Here is an 18,927-nt window from a genome sequence, read left to right as displayed (position 1 = left end):
TATAATATAATGGTATTCTAGAAGTTCGGACAATATATCATATAATTTTGTCCAATTTCATATGACTATTTAAAAATACCTTTTGTTTGCATCGCAAGTTGTATAACATAAAAAACCTTTCTTCTAGAACTTATTCACTAAAAGAAAGGTTCATGACTTATGATTTTAAAAAAATTGGTTCTCCATTTTTTACTGTGTACGGCAAAGAATATGCAGGAACAAACGGGGAATCCTTCGATAGTATACTCCGGATATCTTCACCTTCTTTAAATTGTCCTTCATTTTTTTTCAACGCTTCATATAAGTCGATTCTATAATCAACAAACAATTCTCCTTTTTCATTAATTACAAGAGGGAGACCTTTTCCTGAGTACGGACTTGTCACTTGTGGTACATCTTTATATCCTAGTTTTTTGAAGTCTAATTCATAAACACCATCTGTAATCACTTTTTTAAAAGGTGGATATTGATGTTCATCACGATACATCCTTAGCTTCAATGCCACTTCTTGAATTTGTTCCGCCATTCTCACATCAATTAACTTTACTGTCGGATTTTTTTCAACATCTATTAATACATATTGATATACCCCGCCACTTTCATACGCATTCCCTGGCGCCTCTTGTATGTACCTTGGAGCAATTTTTTGAAAATCAATTGGATACTTCTGATAAATCGGCGTACTCATATCACGCGTCTTAATTGGTAATAAACCATCCGTTTGCTCCTTATATGTATTAATGGCTTTTTGTACAACTTGCAACTGGTCTTCATAAGGAATAGCACTTTGTTTCATATTTTCTCTTGGATACATACACCCTGTTAAAATGCTCATGCAACAAAATATTAAAATAATATGGATTTTTTTCACTGACAATCACCTTTTCATGCTAGTATGGACTGTTGCTTTTGTAACATTTACCGACTACACATCCTTTATTGCTCAATAGGGCCACTAAATACAACAAGGAAAATAACAATTCCCGATACAATCATGAGGGTGTACGCTACTAAAGCTGTAATCCCTTTCAAAAATTTATTCTTCATTTTATGCCTACTCAATAAAATAAAACTTACTGCAAGAAACATAAATCCAATTGCCCCTAAAGCAAACCACATTTTCATAAGTCCTTCCGACATATATACACCCCTTTACTTTCAATATATTTTTATACTATTTTAACAAATTAAAATCTTTAAACAAATAAAAATCATCATTTTTCCGTGAATTGATGATTTTTATTTAAAATAATAAAACCGAAGCACGAAATGATGCGCTTCGGTTGACCAAATATGCCCTTAACAGCTCTATTCCCATTCTTTCATAACTATCATATGCATTCTCTAAACTCTTTGTTTCTCATAATTTATTTTTTAAACATTTTACTTAACGAACCAAAATCCGCCGGCATATTATTGTTAATAATCGCTTTTACAATTTGATCCTCTTGCTCTTTCGGCACTTCGCGTCCTGCCATTAGAGCAACTTGATGAATCAATTGGCGAAGCACTGTCTCATCACGTAAGTTCGCATTTTGAACAGACGACGCTAATTTAAAAATATCTTCTTTGTTCACTTTCGCTTCTTTTTCAATGTTATTAAAAATGTTGTTATCCATTCTTTTCACCCTCTCCTCAAGTTACTCTTCATCCTATGCAGAGATGAAAAATTGGTGAAAAGACCCATAAAAAATAAAAAACGGTAGAAGTACGAAATGTACTTCTACCGCTTTCTTTATAACAAATCAGGTATCGCTTCAACTTCATGTTTTCGAACACGTCCCATCAATGAGCCTACTGCATCTTTCACATTATTCCCATTGAACAGCACGTCATATAAAGCAGCTGTAATCGGCATTTCAACTTCCATTTTCTCTGCCAATTCATGAGCAGCTTTCGTTGTTCTTACACCTTCTACAACCATACCCATACTTTCTAGCACTTCTTCTAAAGAGTGCCCTTTTCCAAGCATATTTCCAGCGCGCCAATTTCGGCTATGCACACTTGTACAAGTTACAATTAAGTCTCCCATACCAGTTAGACCAGCAAACGTTAACGGATTTCCGCCCATTTTTCTTCCTAAACGAGCAATCTCTGTTAAACCACGTGTCATTAATGCCGCTTTCGCATTATCACCTAATCCAAGCCCGTCAGATATCCCCGCAGCTAGTGCAATAATATTTTTTAAAGCACCACCAAGTTCAACTCCAACGATATCTGGGTTTGTATATACACGGAAATAGCTATTCATAAACAAATCTTGTACTCCCTCAGCCGCTTCCATACGCTTTGCTGCAGACGTAACAGTTGTCGCTTGACGCAATCCAACTTCTTCAGCGTGACTCGGCCCAGATAGTACAACAACATCCTTAATCAAGCTCTCTGGAATTTCTTCCTCAATCACTTCCGAAATACGTTTTGACGTACCTGGTTCGATTCCTTTACTTGCATGAATCCAAGTAATTGGCTCTGTAACAATTTCTTTCATCTCTTGCAATACGTCTCTGTACGCTTTCGTCGGTACTACTAGCAGTACTGTATTTACATCTACTAATGCTTCTTCTAAAGAAGAGTAGGCTACGATTGTGCTTGGCAATGTAATCCCTGGAAGATATCTACTGTTCTCACGCTTCGTATTAATTTCATTCATGAGTTCAGGACGGTTTCCCCAAATACGTACATCATGCCCATTGTCAGCTAATACCATCGCTAACGCTGTTCCCCAGCTACCTGCTCCTATTACTGTGATTTTTGTCATAAAATCACATCCTCTCCATTAGTCTCTTGCTCTAGCGATAATGTGAATCGGCGTTCCTACAAAACCGAACGCTTCACGTAAACGGTTCTTTAAGAAGCGCTCATATGAAAAGTGCATTAATTCTGTATCGTTTACAAATATAACAAATGTTGGTGGTTTTACCGCAACCTGTGTCGCATAGAAGATTTTCAGACGGCTACCATTATGTGTCGGCGTTGGATTCATCGCTACCGCATCCATAATTACATCATTTAATACATTCGTTTGTACACGGATGCTATGGCTTTCATTTACCTCATTGATAACCGGTAATAACGTTTGTGTACGCTTTTTCGTTTTCGCAGATAAGAATACAATCGGTGCATACTCTAAAAATTGGAAATGAGCACGGATGTTTTCTTCAAATGCTTTCATTGTTTTTTCATCTTTTTTCACTGCATCCCATTTGTTTACAACGATAATAACAGCTCGTCCTGAATCATGAGCATATCCAGCGATTTTTTTATCTTGCTCAATAATTCCTTCTTCTCCGTCTAAAACGACTAAAACAACGTCAGAACGTTCAATCGCTCTAAGTGCACGAAGTACACTATACTTTTCTGTACTTTCGTATACTTTCCCTTTTTTACGCATACCAGCTGTATCGATGATTACATAATCTTGATCATCTTTACTATATGGTGTATCGACAGCATCACGTGTCGTTCCCGCTATATTACTTACAATTACACGTTCTTGACCAAGAAGTGCATTTACAAGTGATGATTTCCCTACGTTTGGACGTCCAATTAAAGAGAAACGGATTGTTTCATCGTCATACGCTTCTTCTTCAATCTTTGGAAAATGATTTGCAGCTTCATCTAACAAATCACCAAGTCCTAAACCGTGTGTACCTGAAATCGGGAATGGCTCGCCAAATCCTAATGCATAAAAATCATAAATATCACTACGCATGTCTGGATTATCAACCTTATTTACCGCAAGTACAATTGGTTTTTTAGAACGGTATAAAATTTTAGCAACTTCTTCATCTGCTGCAGTTACACCATCGCGACCATTCGTCATAAAAATGATAACATCCGCTTCATCAATCGCTACTTCCGCCTGTTGACGAATTTGTGTCAAGAACGGCTCGTCTCCAATATCAATTCCACCTGTATCAATAATGTTAAACTCATGATTTAACCATTCTCCCGCACTATAAATACGGTCTCGCGTTATACCTGGTATATCTTCTACGATTGAAACTCTTTCTCCAACAATTCTATTGAAAATAGTAGATTTCCCTACGTTCGGGCGGCCTACTATCGCTATTACTGGTTTCGGCATATACTTTCATCCTTTCAACTTGCTTCTGTTTATTATGTAAAAAACCCTTCTTTGTGCAAGAAGGGATTTGCATTCCAGAATATTTCTCAACGTATCAAAACACCTCACATTATACCACACGTTACTAATGTTTCACAATAATATATACATTATCTTGTAAGCGATGTGCAATACCATCTAAAATAGCCTCTAAATTATTTGCAACAAATTCCAGTTCCTCTGTCGACTCGCAAATAAATAAAGGGGCACCACCTGCAAATTTCTCTGGCGTTGTTGTAATGACTGCGAGAATAACACTTTCTAACATCATCTCTTATCTCCCCTTCCTTTCGGAGCTTCTGATGACATATGAACAGCACTCTCTAATGTTGGTACATTTCCGATTACCCCTATCGCTTTTTCTGCATCTTGATCTTGCGGCAGAACAAAAACCCCAACTCTCCCATCCTCTAAATCACGCTTCGCTAACGGTACAAGTGCCGGCGTTCCAGAATCTCTATATATTCCTAAAGCAACCGAAACATCATGTAAAATAGCTTGCCGTTGTCCTAAGTTTGAGATTGTAACCATCGCATCTATCGATTTTGGTTTTAAAATAAATCCCATTCCATATTTCATAATTTCTTCTTGCCTTGCTGGCAATCCAATATTCATAATGTAAATATTATCAATATAAAGTCCCGCTCCTTCAAAACGAAGTGGAACATGCTCTATTTCTACAAGGTCATGAAGTCTTTTACCTGACATTAATTTTTTCGCAATGAAAAAACTTACTATACCAGTAATTACCCCGGCAATCCATGAATCGAATCCTATATACGCAAACGTTGTTACAAACGACGTTAACATCGCCAAGTAGTTACGACTTTCAAATACTAATGCAATTCCTTCAATGTATGTATTACCACGTGGTACGAGCTCATATCCATCTAATTGTTGAAGTGTATTTCTTTCCATATTGCGCACATCACGAAATTGCGTCGCTGCTAACGTAAGAAATGTAATTGCAGAGAAATCTTTTTTCAAAACAGACGGAATCGCAATTGCTCCTAAGGCAGCCGCAATTAATCCCATCGCGATATGAATAATTTTCCCGTGAAGCCTCGTCGGATATTGCCTCGTATCGGTACGAAGCATTAACAACCTAGTTATTGTACCTGCAATTACGCCACATAAAATAGCTGGTGTATATTCAGTCATGTATTACCCTCGCCTTTCTTTTACGTGTTTTCCTCTTAAATTGTTCCATATATACCGATGCCTTTGTAATCCAAAGTAAAATCGCCATAAATAAAGTGGAAACAGCAGCAACATCTAAAAAAGCTAAACTGCCGTATTCATAAGGAAAATGTAATTTACGAAAAATCAGCGTCACCAATAATTCTCCTTGTAACATCCCTATATATAAGGAGCATAATCGTAATATGCGATCCCCGTGCAATAAAACCGATGCATACACAAGTGCACCACTTAACAGCAACAACCTATCAACCACAATCCAAATTGGATCATATACTTCTAACAAATGAAAGCTTGTATATAACATTGCGATAATAAGTGCCGAAAGTAAGGTATACAATTTTTTCCAAATAGAATATAACGCGATACCTACAAAAGAAATAATACAAAGCAAAAGGGCATTTACCGATATCGTGAAAGAAGCAATCGTCACATTTAACGGAGAACAAATAATAAAAATTAATATACAAGCACTTATCTTCCAACGAATAGATTCCTTTTTCATAAAAAAGGTCACGACAATCCACCCTATCCAAGCAACAAAATAAAAAGTACTCCCATCCATCATTTCACCTCCTATGATTTCCATTATGGGAACTTTTTATGAAAGTTAATCCTCCTTTTCTTTGTGCATAGTTTTTCTCATAACAGCAAAACTTTTAATAAGGAGGTGTAACTCACAATGGGTAAAGATCGCCAAGAACGAAAGCTAAGAGAATCACGCCGCGTTGAATCTGATCGCGACCAATCACTTCAATATCCCGGTGCAACAAGTCTTGATACACCGGAGCAAGCTCGAAAGCAAAATCAGCATTAAATAAAGTGAAACCTCAGTGGGGGGGGATCCATCCCCACTGATTATTAGCCCACACCAATCAAGCTGCCCTCAAATAGGCAATACAAAAAGACGGTTTCGATATTGTACGAAACCGTCTTTTTACACAATTATTTTATTTATTTCTACTCGTAATATAATTCTTTTGTTTTCGCATTATAAACCCTATCACTCAACGAGGCATCAATCGTAACTACACCTGTTGGTTTTTTAGAATATGTAATAACATAATACGTATGTAGAGAAGGATTTTTACTCTTTACCTCTACACGTACATAATCCGTCTCTCCTATCTCATTTAACTTTCGCTCAACCTCTTTTTTCGCACCTACAATATCTTCTTTTTCTCCTTTAATTTCCCTACTCACAATGGTATTTCCTTGATCAGAAAGTAATACTACTTCAGCATTACTTAAACTCACTTCATTTGGTATATTAAAATAATAAATTGCATACGAATCTTCCGATGGATTTTTGTCTTCTCCTAATTCCCTTGGCAAAATTAGTGCTTCTATTCCCCTTCCTTCATTCACCGTTGGATTCCTATACAATTTATTCCCGACTGCGATTGCAATATTCGCCATTTTAATTGCTAATTGTGCTGTTGTTGAACTAAAATCTCCTTCTCTTACATTTGAAGTTAATGAAATTTCAACCTTTTTATTATATCCAGAAACCGCTGTATCTTCTCTTATATTTCGTGCATGGATGTTAACATCTTCACTATTATATGTAATGCGTCCTATTGTATTTTTACTATTTGAAGATACATTATCTCCTTTTTTATTAACATCCTCATCCCCTAAATTATCGTAAATTTTTCCTTGTTTCTTTTGACTCTTAAATAGCAATCTCTTATCTTGTTTTATCGCTAACCAGCTATATAGAGAGGAATACTTTCTTACTTTTACCATGTTTTTCTCCACAAACATGGCAAAAGTAAGATTCCTCCAATAATTCAGCAGCACATTTTCTACATTTCTTCATTTTTATAACCCTTTTTTCAATTTTAGCTTTTCTGCACGATATTTGTATATACTTTTATTATAATATAAATTCTCTCTTTTTTCCATTTATAGAATTATATAGAATGATAATTTCTCGCCCTCCCTCTTCATTTTACGAAAATAAAACGCAAAAAAATCAACCGGATGGTTGATTTTTTATCGCCTACTATAATGTGCAGTGTCAATCCCTCGCTGAGCTAACCAATGGTACGTTTCACCTTTTACAACAAGAGGTACAGATTGTAACTCTTCTATCGTCTTCACGCCAAGAGCTGTCATAATAAATTTTAAATCTGTATGTAAAAGATCAATTTCATCCACTAAATTCTCAACACCATCTTGCATTAAAATACGTAAAAAGTATCCAGCAAACGCAGTTGTATTCGCCCCTAATGCGATTGCCTTCGCCACGTCAAGTGCTGTTTGTATACCCCCAGATGCAATAAAAGAGAGGTTATTATTTGTAGAGGTTGCTTCAATAATCGAGGTAGCTGTTTGTATGCCCCAGTTATTAAAATAAGAAAGCATTCGCTGTCTTCTTTCATTTTCAACAGCAGCAAAATTCGTACCACCTTGTCCGCCAATATCAATTGCTGTTATACCTATATTCGCTAACTGTTGTACTGTTTCCTTACTCATTCCAAAACCGACTTCTTTTACGATGACAGGTACTTTACTTTTTAAAACTATTTTCTCAATCCGCTGAAGTACACCAGTAAAATCACGGTCTCCTTCTGGCATCGTTAACTCCTGTATGACATTTAAATGAATTTGCAGTGCATTCGCTTCGATCATATCAACGGCACGCTCTGCCTGTTCGACAGTTGCCTCACTTCCTAAGTTTGCGAAAAAAATCCCATTCGGATTTACTTTCCTAACAACTTTATACGAAGCCGCTTCACTTTCATCTTTTAAAGCTGCCATTTGCGAACCTACAGCCATAGCAAGGTTATGATGTTTCGCTACATATGCTAATTGCTCATTAATATGTAATGTTTGCTCTCCTCCACCACCAGTCATCGCATTGACAAAAATCGGCGAACTTAGTGAAAGTTCGCCGATTTTTGTTTCACATGTTATAGTGTCATAACTTGAATTTGGCAAGCTTTGATGCACAAAATCAATATCATGAAAGCCATGCGTACGAGACTGACCAGTAGAAAGAGCATATTCAATATGATCTAATTTACGTTTTGCCCTTACCACTTGTACCCCTCTTTATTTCTTTAATTTTTTCAGTTGTTCACCAATAATATCACTTAACTGGAAAGTAGCAGAATCAGCATTTGGCTCATATTGGCTATAATCTTCTGTTACATTATTTTCTTCAAGCGTTTCTTTTATGCTTAAAGAAATACGTTTTTCTGCTACATGGACTTCAAGTACTTTCACTTTTACTTCTTGTCCCATTTCCAATACTTCATTTGGATTTTTCACGTGACGATTTGCAATTTGAGATACATGCACAAGCCCTTCAACACCAGGTAAAATTTCAACAAATGCGCCGAATGTAACAAGGCGTTTTACTACTCCCTCACGAATATCTCCAGCCTTTATTTCGCCAGCAACATTTTCCCAAGGTCCCGGCTGAGCTGCTTTAATTGATAAAGAAATACGTTGCGTATCAGCATCAACAGATAACACTTTTACCTTTACCTTTTGACCTTGCTCTAATACCTCAGAAGGTTGCTCTACACGTTCGTGTGAAATTTGTGAAATGTGAACTAAACCGTCCACACCACCAACGTTAACGAAAGCACCAAAATCCGTTAATCGTTGTACTGTTCCTTCAACAATATCCCCTTCTTTTAACGAAGAGATTGCTTCTTTTTTCTTAGAATCTAGTTCTAGTTCTACTACCGCTTTATGTGAAAGAATAACACGATTTTTTTCACGGTCTAATTCAACAATTTTCACCGCTAATGTTTTTCCTTTATAGTCAGCAAAGTCTTCTACATAATGTACCTCTACAAGTGAAGCTGGGATAAAACCACGAACACCAAGGTCCACAACTAACCCACCATTCACGATATCTTTTACCGTAACATCAAATACATGACCAGAATCAAATTTTCCTTGTAATTCTACCCACGCTTTTTCTGCGTCAACAGCTCTCTTAGATAAAACAAGATCATCATCTTCTAATTTAATAATTTTCAATTCAAGTGTTTGATCTAATTCTACAACATCGCTTGCTTTTTCAATATGAACGTTAGCTAATTCACTAATCGGAATTACGCCATCTGTTTTGTATCCAACATTTACAAGAACTTGTTTCTCTTCAACTTTCGTTACAGAACCTGTAACAACGTCACCAACTTGTAATTCTTTTGAATTCATAACTTCTTCATTCATTTTCTCTACCATGGAAATACCTCCCTACAGAATTGACAAAGCATTTTTATGTATATACGAAATGAAAACAAATGTTTTCATTTGCATGTTTAAGAATTTATCATCACATATTCTGTTTCAATACAGTTCACAAGAAACTATATTAAATCTATATAAATAGTATACAGCAAAATCATCTTGAAGAAAGTATGATTTGAAATATAATAGCGAATATATTCTGACAGTTTTTTTCCTCTGTAACTAACTTCTTACAAATTAGCCCATTTGTCAAGAAAAGAGACTTATAATTAACTTATCCTTTACATTTCAAAAAAAAAAAAAAAAAGAAAGAGGATAGTCCTCTTTCTTTATTTCGCAAATACTCCTGAAACAATACCCATAATTTTTTGGACAACTTCTTCAATTGATAAAGAAGTTGTATCTAATTCCAATGCATCATCAGCTTTTTTCAAAGGAGAAACTTCGCGTTCTGAATCTAATTTATCACGCCTAGCAATTTCTTCTTTTAACTGCTCTAAATTAGAATCGAAACCTTTATTCATATTTTCTAAATGTCTTCTTTCCGCTCTTTCTTCTACAGAAGCAAGCATAAAGATTTTCACTTCAGCATCTGGTAGTACATGTGTACCAATATCACGGCCATCCATTACTACGCCGCCTTTTTTAGCTAATCCTTGTTGACGACGTACCATTTCTTCACGAACAAGACGATGCTTTGCTACAATAGATACGCGATTCGTCACATCTGGCGTACGAATCACCTCAGAAACATCTTGTCCATTTAAAAATACAAGTTGTGTATTTTCCCCTTGCTGAAATTCAATATTTACATTTTTTACGACTTCCATTAACTTTTCTTCATTTTCAATATCCACTTTTTGTTCAAGGGCTGCATATGTAATAGTACGGTACATTGCGCCTGTATCAATGTAAACATATGAAAGTTTTTTTGCAACAACTTTTGCAACTGTACTTTTCCCAGCAGCCGCTGGACCATCTATAGCAATCGAAATTCGTTTATCCATTGTAACACCTCATTTTTCACTTATAAAACAAAACGAAAAGCAGGTATTCTCCCCCTGCTTCTTCTCATTTGCCTCACGTCATTAAATCCTCAATAATTGTAGCATAATCCATCATAGAAGAAAATGAAAACTACTTATTCACCTGTAAGATTTCCGCCTTATTTTTCGTGACGACACCTTCGTAATAAACAATTTTCGATAAATATTTCACTGAAGATTTATGTATAAAAAGCAGTTGGACGACAGAAAGAAAAATAAATTGAATCAGTAATATACGAATTATAATTTTCTCCACTTTTTTCAAAAAAACTCACTCCTTCCCTCTCTACACTTACACATCTACTCTCATAAATTTCCATAAACAAAACCTAACCTAATAACCACTTACCGGAGCACACTTAAAGTAATTTATTTTATTGTCATTTTCTAAGCATACTTTTATACATTTTCATTGTCGAATTTACTCAAAACATGTTATGTTCTAAATGTATTTTTCAACTTGAAAGGGGTATAAGCATTGAAAAGAATCCTAGTTTTACACACAGGTGGAACAATTGCAATGGAGGAAGATAAAGAAACTGGGGTCGTACAACCAGGTAAAAAGAATCCTCTTTTAAAATTTATTCCTGATTTAGAAGGCGATGTTGATTTAATTGTCGAAGATGTGTTCCATCTTCCATCTCCTCACATGACTCCTAGCGAAATGCTACAATTGCAAGTCATCATTGACGAAAGAGTAAAACAAGACGATATTCACGGCGTAGTCATCACGCATGGTACCGATACATTAGAAGAGACAGCTTATTTTCTTGATTTAACAGTTCAAGCAACTATCCCAATCGTTGTGACAGGGGCAATGCGTTCTAGTAATGAATTAGGTGCCGATGGTCTATATAATTTCTTATCAGCTGTAAAAGTTGCTAGTAGTAATGAAGCTGCTGAAAAAGGCGTTCTAGTCGTATTAAATGACGAAATACATTGTGCTACAAATGTAACAAAAACGCACACAAGTAATGTCGCGACCTTCCAAAGTCCACAGTACGGACCAATTGGCATGGTAACAAAACGTGGTGTTGTTTTCCATCATGCTTTAGTGCATCACGAAACATGCACAGTACGACAGATTTCTAAAAACGTTGTCGTTCTAAAAGCATACGCAGGTATGGATGATACATTATTATCAGCAATCGAAACACTACCAGTAGACGGAATTGTTATTGAAGCACTTGGACAAGGTAATTTACCTCCAAGAACACTTCCTAGTCTAGGGCGATTAATAGAAAAAGGCATTCCAATTGTATTAGTTTCACGCTGCTTTAACGGTATCGTTCAAGACGTATACTCTTATGAAGGTGGCGGAAAACAATTAAAAGATATGGGCATTGTTTTCACCTACGGTTTAAACGCTCAAAAGGCGCGAATTAAATTACTAGTCGCACTAGAAAACACAAACTCTCACGAAACAATCCAACATATGTTTATGCACGATTAAAAAAGAAGCTGTCGAAGATTTCGACAGCTTCTTTTTATTCTTCTCTTGATGCAATGGTTTGCGCAATCGCATCTCCATGGAATCTACCGTTCTCGATAAATATTTCATTTGCGTTATTCCCCGCAGCAATTACACCTGCAATAAAAATATTTTCAGCGTTTGTTTCCATACTACCCTCTATATAAATCGGGCGCCCTGTTTCTTCATCAATCCGAACTCCCATTTTTGTTAAGAAGCTGTGGTCTGGATGGTAACCCGTCATAGCAAATACAAAATCGTTTTGAATTGTATTTGCCTCACCATCTACTGTATACGTCAACGTATGCTCAGTAATTTCTTTTACATGCGCATGGAAATGCATTTGAATTGTCCCATTTCGTACTAACGCCTCAAATTCCGGCAAAATCCACGGCTTAATACTTGGCGAGTATTCCCCACCACGGTATAGAACTGTTACACGTGCACCCGATTTAACAAGCTCTAACGCTGCATCTATACTTGAATTTTTACCACCTATTACAACGACATCTCGATCAAAATAAGGGTGTCCTTCTTTGAAATAATGAGCTACTTTCTCAAGTTTCTCACCAGGTACATTCATATAATTCGGAGTATCATAATATCCAGTTGCGACAACAATGTATTTCGCAACATATATTTCTTTGTTTCCGTCACGCTTCGTCGTTTCAACTTTAAAAACATCACCATCTTTTTGAACTTGTTCCACTCGTTCAAATGCATTTACACGTATAGATTTACGCTTTACTACTTCACGATAATACGCAAGCGCCTGATTACGAAATGGCTTACGATTTTCTGTAATAAAAGCAACTTCACCAATTTCTAATTTTTCACTAGAGGAGAAAAATGTTTGATGAGTTGGATAATTATAAATTGCATTTACAATGTTTCCTTTTTCGATTACTAACGGATTTAACCCCACTTTTTGCAACGAAATCCCCGCTGCTAATCCGCATGGACCGCCTCCGATAATAATAACTGTTTCTTTTTGCATACTTAGTTCACTCCTAGTCTTCTACCTCTGCTCTATTTATATAAACAAGAAAAAACCTACTTACAGCAGTAGGCATCTATCTTTATTGTATTCATTTTTCATATATTTGTCATCTAAACGAAACATACATCCGATAGACATCTGCTAAAAACTGCTGAAATTTAATTCCTTGTTGCCCTAATACATTCTCAGGATCGATTTTCCGAGTAGGATCCAACGTTTTGTGTGACACAATAGCCTTTTTAGGATTTAAACCGAAATTTTGACATAAATAAGCGTGATACCACGTAAAACGAGTATACGCCTCCCAAAAGTTTACGTCGCCACCATAGCAAAGTTCAACCCCAATTGCAGCCTTATTCGCATCATAACCGAATAACTCATTATCCGTTGGCACATTGTATCGAACATGGTACGCAACTTCATTTATAGGGACAATTTCTAATATTGTTTTATCATCAATAAATGTATGCGCTGAAGCTTTCGGTTGTATTTCATTAAAGTAATCCCGATTTCCTATCGCATTGCTACCAGGGTTCCCCGTGTCATGACTTACAATAAATCTTACTTTTGAAAGAGGAATTCCTGGTCGTGAACTTCCATACCCAATATAGTTACGCTCTATAGGGAACATCGCCATTACTACCAACTCCCGCTCTAAAAAATTACCTTACTTCCTTATATATGTATTCGGTGGCAATGTCCTTATGGCATATTTCTTATGCGAAGAGAACATCGAAAATATTTGATGTGAATACCATAAATAATACAATACTTACAGCCACCCCATAAAAACCGTAAAACCAAACACAATCTTCTTTCGTATCTAAACCGAAAAACTTATTTACCGATTGTAATAATGTGCCACGCTTGCTTTGTTTGTTTCGTAATACTTCCACTCGTTCTACAACATCTGCTGGCATCATAAATCTTTGGTCTACTGTCATTTTCATCATTTATCTCTCCTTAAAATCATTTCCGTTTTGCTTATCTAAGGAAAGTATAGCACGTTTGTTCGTGCAGAACAAGCGTTCTTTTTTATTTTTTATTCTATTTTTCAACAAGCCAAGTAATAATTGTGAATATAAACGCGATAATTGGTCCAACTACAACTGCACCAAATATTAAAAACAATAATCCTTCACCGGACACCCGAACGATACTTGTTTTTCGGGCTCTCTTAGCTCTTGCAAGTTCACCCTCTAACACCTTAACCTTTTCTTCTAATTGGTCTACTCGTTCCATCATTTCATTCCCCATATACAACACCTCATTTAATACTTCAACAAAAAAACGCGATTCCCTCGAAAGGAAATCACGTTTTCTCAAAACATTATATATTATACCCAACCTCTGAAGCGACTAGCCTCAGCCATTTTACGAACACCAATCATGTATGCAGCTAAGCGCATGTTCACTTTACGAACTTGTGATGTTTCATAAATTGAATCGAATGATTTTACCATTACTTTTTCTAAACGTTGTTCTACTTCTTCCTCAGTCCAGTAGTAACCTTGGTTATTTTGTACCCACTCAAAGTAAGATACCGTAACGCCACCAGCACTTGCTAATACGTCTGGAACAAGTAAGATACCACGATCTGTTAAGATTTTTGTTGCTTCTAATGTAGTTGGACCATTTGCAGCTTCAACCACAATTTTCGCTTTAATCTTATCAGCATTTTCTCCTGTAATTTGGTTCTCAATTGCAGCAGGAACTAAAATGTCGCAATCAAGTTCTAACAGTTCTGTATTTGAAATTGTATTATTAAATAGTTTTGTTACAGTACCGAAGCTATCGCGACGATCTAGTAAGTAGTCAATATCTAATCCATTCGGATCATGTAGTGCACCGTAAGCATCTGAAATTGCAATTACTTTCGCGCCTGCATCATGCATAAATTTAGCTAAGAAGCTACCCGCATTACCAAATCCTTGAACAACAACGCGTGCACCTTTAATATCAATGTCACGTTTTTTCGCAGCTTCACGAATACAAATTGTTACACCTTTTGCAGTCGCTGTTTCACGTCCGTGTGATCCACCTAATACAAGTGGTTTACCTGTAATAAATCCTGGTGAATTAAATTCATCGATACGACTATACTCATCCATCATCCATGCCATAATTTGTGAGTTTGTAAATACATCTGGAGCCGGAATATCTTTTGTCGGACCAACAATTTGGCTAATTGCTCGTACATAACCGCGGCTTAATCTTTCTAATTCACGGAAAGACATCTCACGTGGGTCACAAATGATTCCACCTTTACCTCCACCATATGGTAAATCAACAATACCACATTTTAAACTCATCCAAATAGAAAGTGCTTTCACTTCATTTTCTGTTACGTTTGGATGGAAGCGAATTCCACCTTTCGTTGGACCAACAGCATCATTATGTTGTGCACGATATCCTGTAAATATTTTAACAGTCCCGTCATCCATACGAACTGGAATTTTCACTGTCATCATACGAATTGGTTCTTTCAATAATTCATATACTTCGTTTGGATAACCCAATTTTTCTAATGCTTCATTAATTACAATTTGTGTTGAATTTAACAATTCAAAATGTTGTTCCCCTTGTTGTTGTGTTTTCGTTTGAGTTCCCTTTTCGGCTACCATAGTAAGTAAACCCCCTGTAATTTCACTTGTTTAGTAAACCTTCATTGCCTAGTATACACCGTTAAATTTGGAATGCAATAGAAAACGCTAACAAATATATACAAACTATTTTGTGTTGCAAGCGTTTTCACTATTATTATAGTCCTTTTATTGCTTTTAGAAAAGTAAAATACTTAAATATTTAAATATTTTTTATTTTCATCAAAATACATTCGATAAAACAATTATTTCATCAAGAAATACTGATTACATTTTAACATACAGATCGGCTAGTCTTGTTACCTACACTTCGTTTTATAGATTTTAGATTTTCAACTGAATAAAAATAAAACCTCAAGCTACGTTACATTAGCTGAGGTTTTGTTTTTTCACAAAGTAATTGTATATTTGTTCAATCGCTTGAGAATCCATTAATTCTTTACCATATTCCATTACGCGGTAAATTGTTGCTGTTGACGGATTACCGTACTCCGCTAAAATAGCTATAAAATCCGCCTTCAATAATTGAAATTGCTCTTCTTCTTCTATCCAAAGATAAAAACGATCATCCCACGTATACAACTTCCCATCAGTTACACCAAGGTTATATAAGCGATTTGACAAATTGATTACATCATCTAATGTAGCAAACTCGTAAAGTATATGTTCACTTTCATCAAGAGTCACTTGCATTTCAATAAACTCGTCACGGAACTCATCTTCTGTGTCCACTTCGTGATTTTCTTTTGTTACAATTACAACCATACCTTGAGCTTGTAGAGAAAATACTTCAACAGCAATCGGTCCATCCGCTTCAAACCCTAATTCTGTATTTGCTTCTTGCATCATATCACGGAATAGTTGCTGTACTTTCGGTGCATTTCTCCACAAATCTTCTTTCGTTAATCCTCGTTCAGATAAATCATCAAATGTTAGGAAAATTTTAATCTTATTATAATTTAAACGTTCCAGTCTCATCTCATACCCTCCCTACGTAACCATTGCATCTAATTTTTATTATATGAAATAGAAAATAGATGGTTCTTTTCGAACGACTATTCCGACATCTTTAACCATCCATCCCATTCTTCTTTCGTGTTACCAATTAGGATATTTTGAAGATTTAATTGATCTCCAATGCCTTTTCTTCCTATAAAACCACCAGAGATGTTTTCATTTTTTTCTTGTAACAAGTCAATAAATTCTACTGCCTCTTCAAGTTCTCGTTCATCATCAAAAGATATAAACAAATATTTAGGTTGTAATTGTTCAATAGCTAGTAAAATACCTTCTTCATCTAAACTTGTCCCCATATACATTGTTTGATATCCTTTTAGTCGTAAATACGTCGCGAAAATAAATCCTTTTAATATATTATTTTCTAAGACGAAAACTTTGTTAACGGAAGAATACACCGACGCATTATGATAGATCATTCCTAAACGTGTTTGTAAGAATGATACAACATATTTGAATTGCGACATTGTAATCTCATTATTACTTTTTAAAGTTAACAACTTGTTTGCCACTTGAAGAATGATGCTTGCAACAACCTTTTCCGTTGAATATATACTAAAAACCTCGTTTAATAATGCAGAAATTGTAATTTCATCAAATTCTAACAAAGCTTGTAGTATATCGTCCACTAAAACAACTTCTGTATCAGTAATTTTTTCTTTTTGAACGTTGTTCTGCAACCAATTCCCTTCTAATAACTGAACTGCTTGTCCAATCATCATCCCCTCAGAAACTTTGTTCATTAACCATTTCAAAATATGAATATGCTCTTCTGTATATAAACGATGCCCCGCACGATTTCTCTTTGGGGCAATAATATGATAGCGTCTTTCCCATGCGCGAAGTGTACTCGGTTGAATTCCGAGTATATTTGAGACAGCTTTTATATTATATTTTCCATTTGAATTCGGCATTATTTCCCTCCGCATAACGTAATGATATGTGTTTGGGAAGGTGCCCGAAAACGAAGAGGGAACAATGTTGTTCCATACCCATTACTAACAAAGAGAGTCGTATTAGAATGCTTATATACGCCACCCTTTAAATACTTTTCAGATGGAAACAACCGAATCTGGCCTCCATGTGTATGTCCACTTAATACGAGCGAAATTTGTTCATTACCAGACATTTTCTTTATTATATCTGGGTTGTGACTAATTAAAATGCGAAAACCTTCTTCTTTACAATCAGACAACGCTAAATCTAAACGATCTCGTTCTAATCCAACATCATCGATACCGAGTAAGCAAATTTTCTCTCCTAATTCAGACTCAAATACAACTCTTGTATTATCTAATACCTTCACATTATTTTCTATTAATAAAGCATCTAATTCGTGATATTCAATTTCATAGTCATTATTTCCCCATACAAAATATACAGGGGCTATTTCTCTTAACTTTTGAATATTTAAAGAGATTTGCGATAAAGGTACTCCTTTTTCAGCTAAATCACCGCCAATAATTACGATATCTGCTTTTCCTTTCACTCGTTCAATTAGCGAGCTAGAAATGATCCTTCTATGAATATCCGAAATAAAAAAAACTTTAACTTTTTGAAAACTTTCCGGAAATTCTTCGAATACTAAAGTATGTTCCAACACTGTATTACGCATCGCTTCTTTATACATTCCAAGAAGACATACAAAACCAATGCATATGAGAGTACATAATAATATAATCCATGACATATATTTTTTACTCTCCCTCCTCGTAAAGTATAGTCCTTAATTTTATGTGGAGCTATATATCACTCATTTAGCTAGCTCTCATACTTCGTGGACTTATCTTTTATAGGAATTTTCAATTCTTGTCCTACCTTCACTTCGTCTTCTTGTAAATCATTATACTTTTTTATTATTTCTATCCCATCTTCATCTGAGAAATATTGCTTCGCTATACTTTCTAAAGTTTCTCCATCTTTCACAACATGAGTTGCTACTTTCTCAGACTGCTTCTTTGATTCAGTCTTAGCGGAATCAAAGAAAATTACTTCAAACGCACTTTTCTCAGCATTATTACTATCACTTTTTACCTGTATATATTTATCCGTATACCATAGGATACTAATAGGTAACAATATGAACAAAAATGTTAACACTCGGACGAAAATGTGATTCATTTTAAACTTTGGTTTATTCTCTTTATTTCTATGAATTTCACTACGCGGCGGTAAACTTTCATCTTCTTCCACTTGCTCAACTTCTAACTCCTCTTCAAAATCAGGAATTCGTTTTCTCATGTTGTTCA

General features: G+C 35.6%; 24 protein-coding genes. 2 read left to right on the top strand and 22 right to left on the bottom strand.

Annotated elements, in window-relative coordinates:
- Positions 1-157: 157 nt before the first annotated feature.
- The 8 genes from ABH957_RS21980 to ABH957_RS21945 all read right to left on the bottom strand — a co-directional run bounded on the left by ABH957_RS21980 (position 158) and on the right by ABH957_RS21945 (position 5,891).
- The gene (locus ABH957_RS21980; protein WP_002126422.1) at positions 158-871 is read right to left on the bottom strand and encodes a hypothetical protein; all 714 of its coding nucleotides are present in this window, start codon (positions 869-871) and stop codon (positions 158-160) included.
- A gap of 65 nt (positions 872-936) precedes the next feature.
- Entirely contained in the window at positions 937-1,140 is a 204-nt protein-coding gene (locus ABH957_RS21975) for a DUF2768 domain-containing protein (protein WP_002011815.1), read from the bottom strand.
- Between the two features lie 227 nt (positions 1,141-1,367).
- Complete coding sequence (locus tag ABH957_RS21970) at positions 1,368-1,619, bottom strand: stage VI sporulation protein F (RefSeq protein ID WP_000369753.1); 252 nt, start codon at positions 1,617-1,619, stop codon at positions 1,368-1,370.
- A gap of 116 nt (positions 1,620-1,735) precedes the next feature.
- Positions 1,736-2,758 (bottom strand): NAD(P)H-dependent glycerol-3-phosphate dehydrogenase, encoded by a 1,023-nt coding sequence (locus ABH957_RS21965; protein WP_002011813.1) that lies wholly within the window; start codon positions 2,756-2,758, stop codon positions 1,736-1,738.
- An 18-nt stretch (positions 2,759-2,776) separates the two neighbouring features.
- Positions 2,777-4,087, bottom strand: a complete 1,311-nt coding sequence (gene der, locus ABH957_RS21960; RefSeq protein WP_002011811.1) for a ribosome biogenesis GTPase Der — start codon at positions 4,085-4,087, stop codon at positions 2,777-2,779.
- A 124-nt stretch (positions 4,088-4,211) separates the two neighbouring features.
- A complete protein-coding gene (locus ABH957_RS21955; protein ID WP_002086624.1) occupies positions 4,212-4,397 on the bottom strand; it encodes a capping complex subunit for YIEGIA in 186 nt (61 codons plus the stop codon).
- On the bottom strand, positions 4,394-5,287 hold the full coding sequence (locus tag ABH957_RS21950; protein WP_002135269.1) for a YIEGIA family protein: 894 nt from the start codon (positions 5,285-5,287) through the stop codon (positions 4,394-4,396). Before ABH957_RS21950 ends, ABH957_RS21955 begins: the two co-directional genes overlap by 4 nt.
- A complete protein-coding gene (locus ABH957_RS21945; protein WP_002086626.1) occupies positions 5,280-5,891 on the bottom strand; it encodes a YphA family membrane protein in 612 nt (203 codons plus the stop codon). The genes ABH957_RS21950 and ABH957_RS21945 overlap by 8 nt, the downstream gene beginning before the upstream one ends.
- Positions 5,892-6,008: 117 nt before the next feature.
- Here ABH957_RS21945 and ABH957_RS21940 point away from each other — a divergent pair, with 117 nt between their 5' ends.
- On the top strand, positions 6,009-6,143 hold the full coding sequence (locus ABH957_RS21940) for a YpzI family protein (protein ID WP_000513901.1): 135 nt from the start codon (positions 6,009-6,011) through the stop codon (positions 6,141-6,143).
- 143 nt (positions 6,144-6,286) lie between these two features.
- Here ABH957_RS21940 and ABH957_RS21935 read toward each other — a convergent pair whose 3' ends face one another.
- The 5 genes from ABH957_RS21935 to ABH957_RS21915 form a co-directional block, all read right to left on the bottom strand.
- Entirely contained in the window at positions 6,287-7,075 is a 789-nt protein-coding gene (locus tag ABH957_RS21935) for a hypothetical protein (RefSeq protein ID WP_404512208.1), read from the bottom strand.
- 249 nt (positions 7,076-7,324) lie between these two features.
- Positions 7,325-8,374, bottom strand: coding sequence for a type 2 isopentenyl-diphosphate Delta-isomerase (fni, locus tag ABH957_RS21930; RefSeq protein ID WP_404447461.1), 1,050 nt, complete (start codon positions 8,372-8,374; stop codon positions 7,325-7,327).
- Positions 8,375-8,386: 12 nt separating this feature from the next.
- Positions 8,387-9,535 (bottom strand): 30S ribosomal protein S1, encoded by a 1,149-nt coding sequence (gene rpsA, locus ABH957_RS21925; RefSeq protein WP_404512206.1) that lies wholly within the window; start codon positions 9,533-9,535, stop codon positions 8,387-8,389.
- A 335-nt stretch (positions 9,536-9,870) separates the two neighbouring features.
- Positions 9,871-10,548, bottom strand: a complete 678-nt coding sequence (cmk, locus tag ABH957_RS21920; RefSeq protein WP_002086629.1) for a (d)CMP kinase — start codon at positions 10,546-10,548, stop codon at positions 9,871-9,873.
- Between the two features lie 130 nt (positions 10,549-10,678).
- On the bottom strand, positions 10,679-10,852 hold the full coding sequence (locus tag ABH957_RS21915; RefSeq protein ID WP_002135263.1) for a DUF5359 family protein: 174 nt from the start codon (positions 10,850-10,852) through the stop codon (positions 10,679-10,681).
- Between the two features lie 213 nt (positions 10,853-11,065).
- Here ABH957_RS21915 and ansA point away from each other — a divergent pair, with 213 nt between their 5' ends.
- Positions 11,066-12,040 (top strand): asparaginase, encoded by a 975-nt coding sequence (gene ansA / locus ABH957_RS21910; RefSeq protein WP_002030754.1) that lies wholly within the window; start codon positions 11,066-11,068, stop codon positions 12,038-12,040.
- Positions 12,041-12,074: 34 nt separating this feature from the next.
- Here the strand turns inward: ansA and ABH957_RS21905 are convergent, their stop codons facing one another.
- From ABH957_RS21905 to ABH957_RS21865, 9 genes are all read right to left on the bottom strand, one after another.
- Positions 12,075-13,055, bottom strand: a complete 981-nt coding sequence (locus ABH957_RS21905) for a YpdA family putative bacillithiol disulfide reductase (RefSeq protein WP_404512204.1) — start codon at positions 13,053-13,055, stop codon at positions 12,075-12,077.
- Between the two features lie 109 nt (positions 13,056-13,164).
- Complete coding sequence (locus ABH957_RS21900) at positions 13,165-13,695, bottom strand: peptidoglycan recognition protein family protein (RefSeq protein ID WP_404512202.1); 531 nt, start codon at positions 13,693-13,695, stop codon at positions 13,165-13,167.
- A 79-nt stretch (positions 13,696-13,774) separates the two neighbouring features.
- Complete coding sequence (locus ABH957_RS21895; RefSeq protein ID WP_219301819.1) at positions 13,775-14,011, bottom strand: DUF3961 domain-containing protein; 237 nt, start codon at positions 14,009-14,011, stop codon at positions 13,775-13,777.
- Positions 14,012-14,105: 94 nt separating this feature from the next.
- A complete protein-coding gene (locus ABH957_RS21890; protein WP_404457316.1) occupies positions 14,106-14,315 on the bottom strand; it encodes a hypothetical protein in 210 nt (69 codons plus the stop codon).
- A gap of 80 nt (positions 14,316-14,395) precedes the next feature.
- Complete coding sequence (gene gudB, locus ABH957_RS21885) at positions 14,396-15,682, bottom strand: NAD-specific glutamate dehydrogenase (RefSeq protein WP_113937042.1); 1,287 nt, start codon at positions 15,680-15,682, stop codon at positions 14,396-14,398.
- Between the two features lie 348 nt (positions 15,683-16,030).
- Positions 16,031-16,639 carry a genetic competence negative regulator gene (locus tag ABH957_RS21880; RefSeq protein ID WP_002011786.1) on the bottom strand — a complete coding sequence of 203 codons (609 nt, stop codon included), beginning with the start codon at positions 16,637-16,639 and terminating at the stop codon, positions 16,031-16,033.
- A 77-nt stretch (positions 16,640-16,716) separates the two neighbouring features.
- The gene (locus tag ABH957_RS21875; protein WP_404512200.1) at positions 16,717-17,592 is read right to left on the bottom strand and encodes a MerR family transcriptional regulator; all 876 of its coding nucleotides are present in this window, start codon (positions 17,590-17,592) and stop codon (positions 16,717-16,719) included.
- Positions 17,592-18,368 carry a metallophosphoesterase gene (locus tag ABH957_RS21870; protein ID WP_002126398.1) on the bottom strand — a complete coding sequence of 259 codons (777 nt, stop codon included), beginning with the start codon at positions 18,366-18,368 and terminating at the stop codon, positions 17,592-17,594. Before ABH957_RS21870 ends, ABH957_RS21875 begins: the two co-directional genes overlap by 1 nt.
- Positions 18,369-18,439: 71 nt before the next feature.
- Positions 18,440-18,919: a LysM peptidoglycan-binding domain-containing protein gene (locus tag ABH957_RS21865; RefSeq protein WP_002030746.1), complete on the bottom strand. Its 480-nt coding sequence runs from the start codon at positions 18,917-18,919 to the stop codon at positions 18,440-18,442.
- Positions 18,920-18,927: the final 8 nt, after the last annotated feature.

The organism is Bacillus sp. RC242 (genome assembly GCF_044908245.1).
GTDB classification, from domain to species: domain Bacteria; phylum Bacillota; class Bacilli; order Bacillales; family Bacillaceae_G; genus Bacillus_A; species Bacillus_A mycoides.
Note: the sequence above shows the minus strand (reverse complement) of the source record. Positions and strands in the feature narration are given on the sequence as shown.

What these genes read in the sequence shown, in the direction of transcription:
- ABH957_RS21975 (WP_002011815.1), bottom strand. Translation starts at nt 1,140, where the DNA reads ATGTCGGAAGGACTTATGAAAATGTGGTTTGCTTTAGGGGCAATTGGA.
- ABH957_RS21970 (WP_000369753.1), bottom strand. Translation starts at nt 1,619, where the DNA reads ATGGATAACAACATTTTTAATAACATTGAAAAAGAAGCGAAAGTGAAC.
- ABH957_RS21965 (WP_002011813.1), bottom strand. Translation starts at nt 2,758, where the DNA reads ATGACAAAAATCACAGTAATAGGAGCAGGTAGCTGGGGAACAGCGTTA.
- der (WP_002011811.1), bottom strand. Translation starts at nt 4,087, where the DNA reads ATGCCGAAACCAGTAATAGCGATAGTAGGCCGCCCGAACGTAGGGAAA.
- ABH957_RS21955 (WP_002086624.1), bottom strand. Translation starts at nt 4,397, where the DNA reads ATGATGTTAGAAAGTGTTATTCTCGCAGTCATTACAACAACGCCAGAG.
- ABH957_RS21950 (WP_002135269.1), bottom strand. Translation starts at nt 5,287, where the DNA reads ATGACTGAATATACACCAGCTATTTTATGTGGCGTAATTGCAGGTACA.
- ABH957_RS21945 (WP_002086626.1), bottom strand. Translation starts at nt 5,891, where the DNA reads ATGGATGGGAGTACTTTTTATTTTGTTGCTTGGATAGGGTGGATTGTC.
- ABH957_RS21940 (WP_000513901.1), top strand. Translation starts at nt 6,009, where the DNA reads ATGGGTAAAGATCGCCAAGAACGAAAGCTAAGAGAATCACGCCGCGTT.
- ABH957_RS21935 (WP_404512208.1), bottom strand. Translation starts at nt 7,075, where the DNA reads ATGGTAAAAGTAAGAAAGTATTCCTCTCTATATAGCTGGTTAGCGATA.
- rpsA (WP_404512206.1), bottom strand. Translation starts at nt 9,535, where the DNA reads ATGGTAGAGAAAATGAATGAAGAAGTTATGAATTCAAAAGAATTACAA.
- cmk (WP_002086629.1), bottom strand. Translation starts at nt 10,548, where the DNA reads ATGGATAAACGAATTTCGATTGCTATAGATGGTCCAGCGGCTGCTGGG.
- ABH957_RS21905 (WP_404512204.1), bottom strand. Translation starts at nt 13,055, where the DNA reads ATGCAAAAAGAAACAGTTATTATTATCGGAGGCGGTCCATGCGGATTA.
- ABH957_RS21900 (WP_404512202.1), bottom strand. Translation starts at nt 13,695, where the DNA reads ATGGCGATGTTCCCTATAGAGCGTAACTATATTGGGTATGGAAGTTCA.
- ABH957_RS21895 (WP_219301819.1), bottom strand. Translation starts at nt 14,011, where the DNA reads ATGATGAAAATGACAGTAGACCAAAGATTTATGATGCCAGCAGATGTT.
- ABH957_RS21890 (WP_404457316.1), bottom strand. Translation starts at nt 14,315, where the DNA reads ATGGGGAATGAAATGATGGAACGAGTAGACCAATTAGAAGAAAAGGTT.
- gudB (WP_113937042.1), bottom strand. Translation starts at nt 15,682, where the DNA reads ATGGTAGCCGAAAAGGGAACTCAAACGAAAACACAACAACAAGGGGAA.
- ABH957_RS21880 (WP_002011786.1), bottom strand. Translation starts at nt 16,639, where the DNA reads ATGAGACTGGAACGTTTAAATTATAATAAGATTAAAATTTTCCTAACA.
- ABH957_RS21875 (WP_404512200.1), bottom strand. Translation starts at nt 17,592, where the DNA reads ATGCCGAATTCAAATGGAAAATATAATATAAAAGCTGTCTCAAATATA.
- ABH957_RS21870 (WP_002126398.1), bottom strand. Translation starts at nt 18,368, where the DNA reads ATGTCATGGATTATATTATTATGTACTCTCATATGCATTGGTTTTGTA.
- ABH957_RS21865 (WP_002030746.1), bottom strand. Translation starts at nt 18,919, where the DNA reads ATGAGAAAACGAATTCCTGATTTTGAAGAGGAGTTAGAAGTTGAGCAA.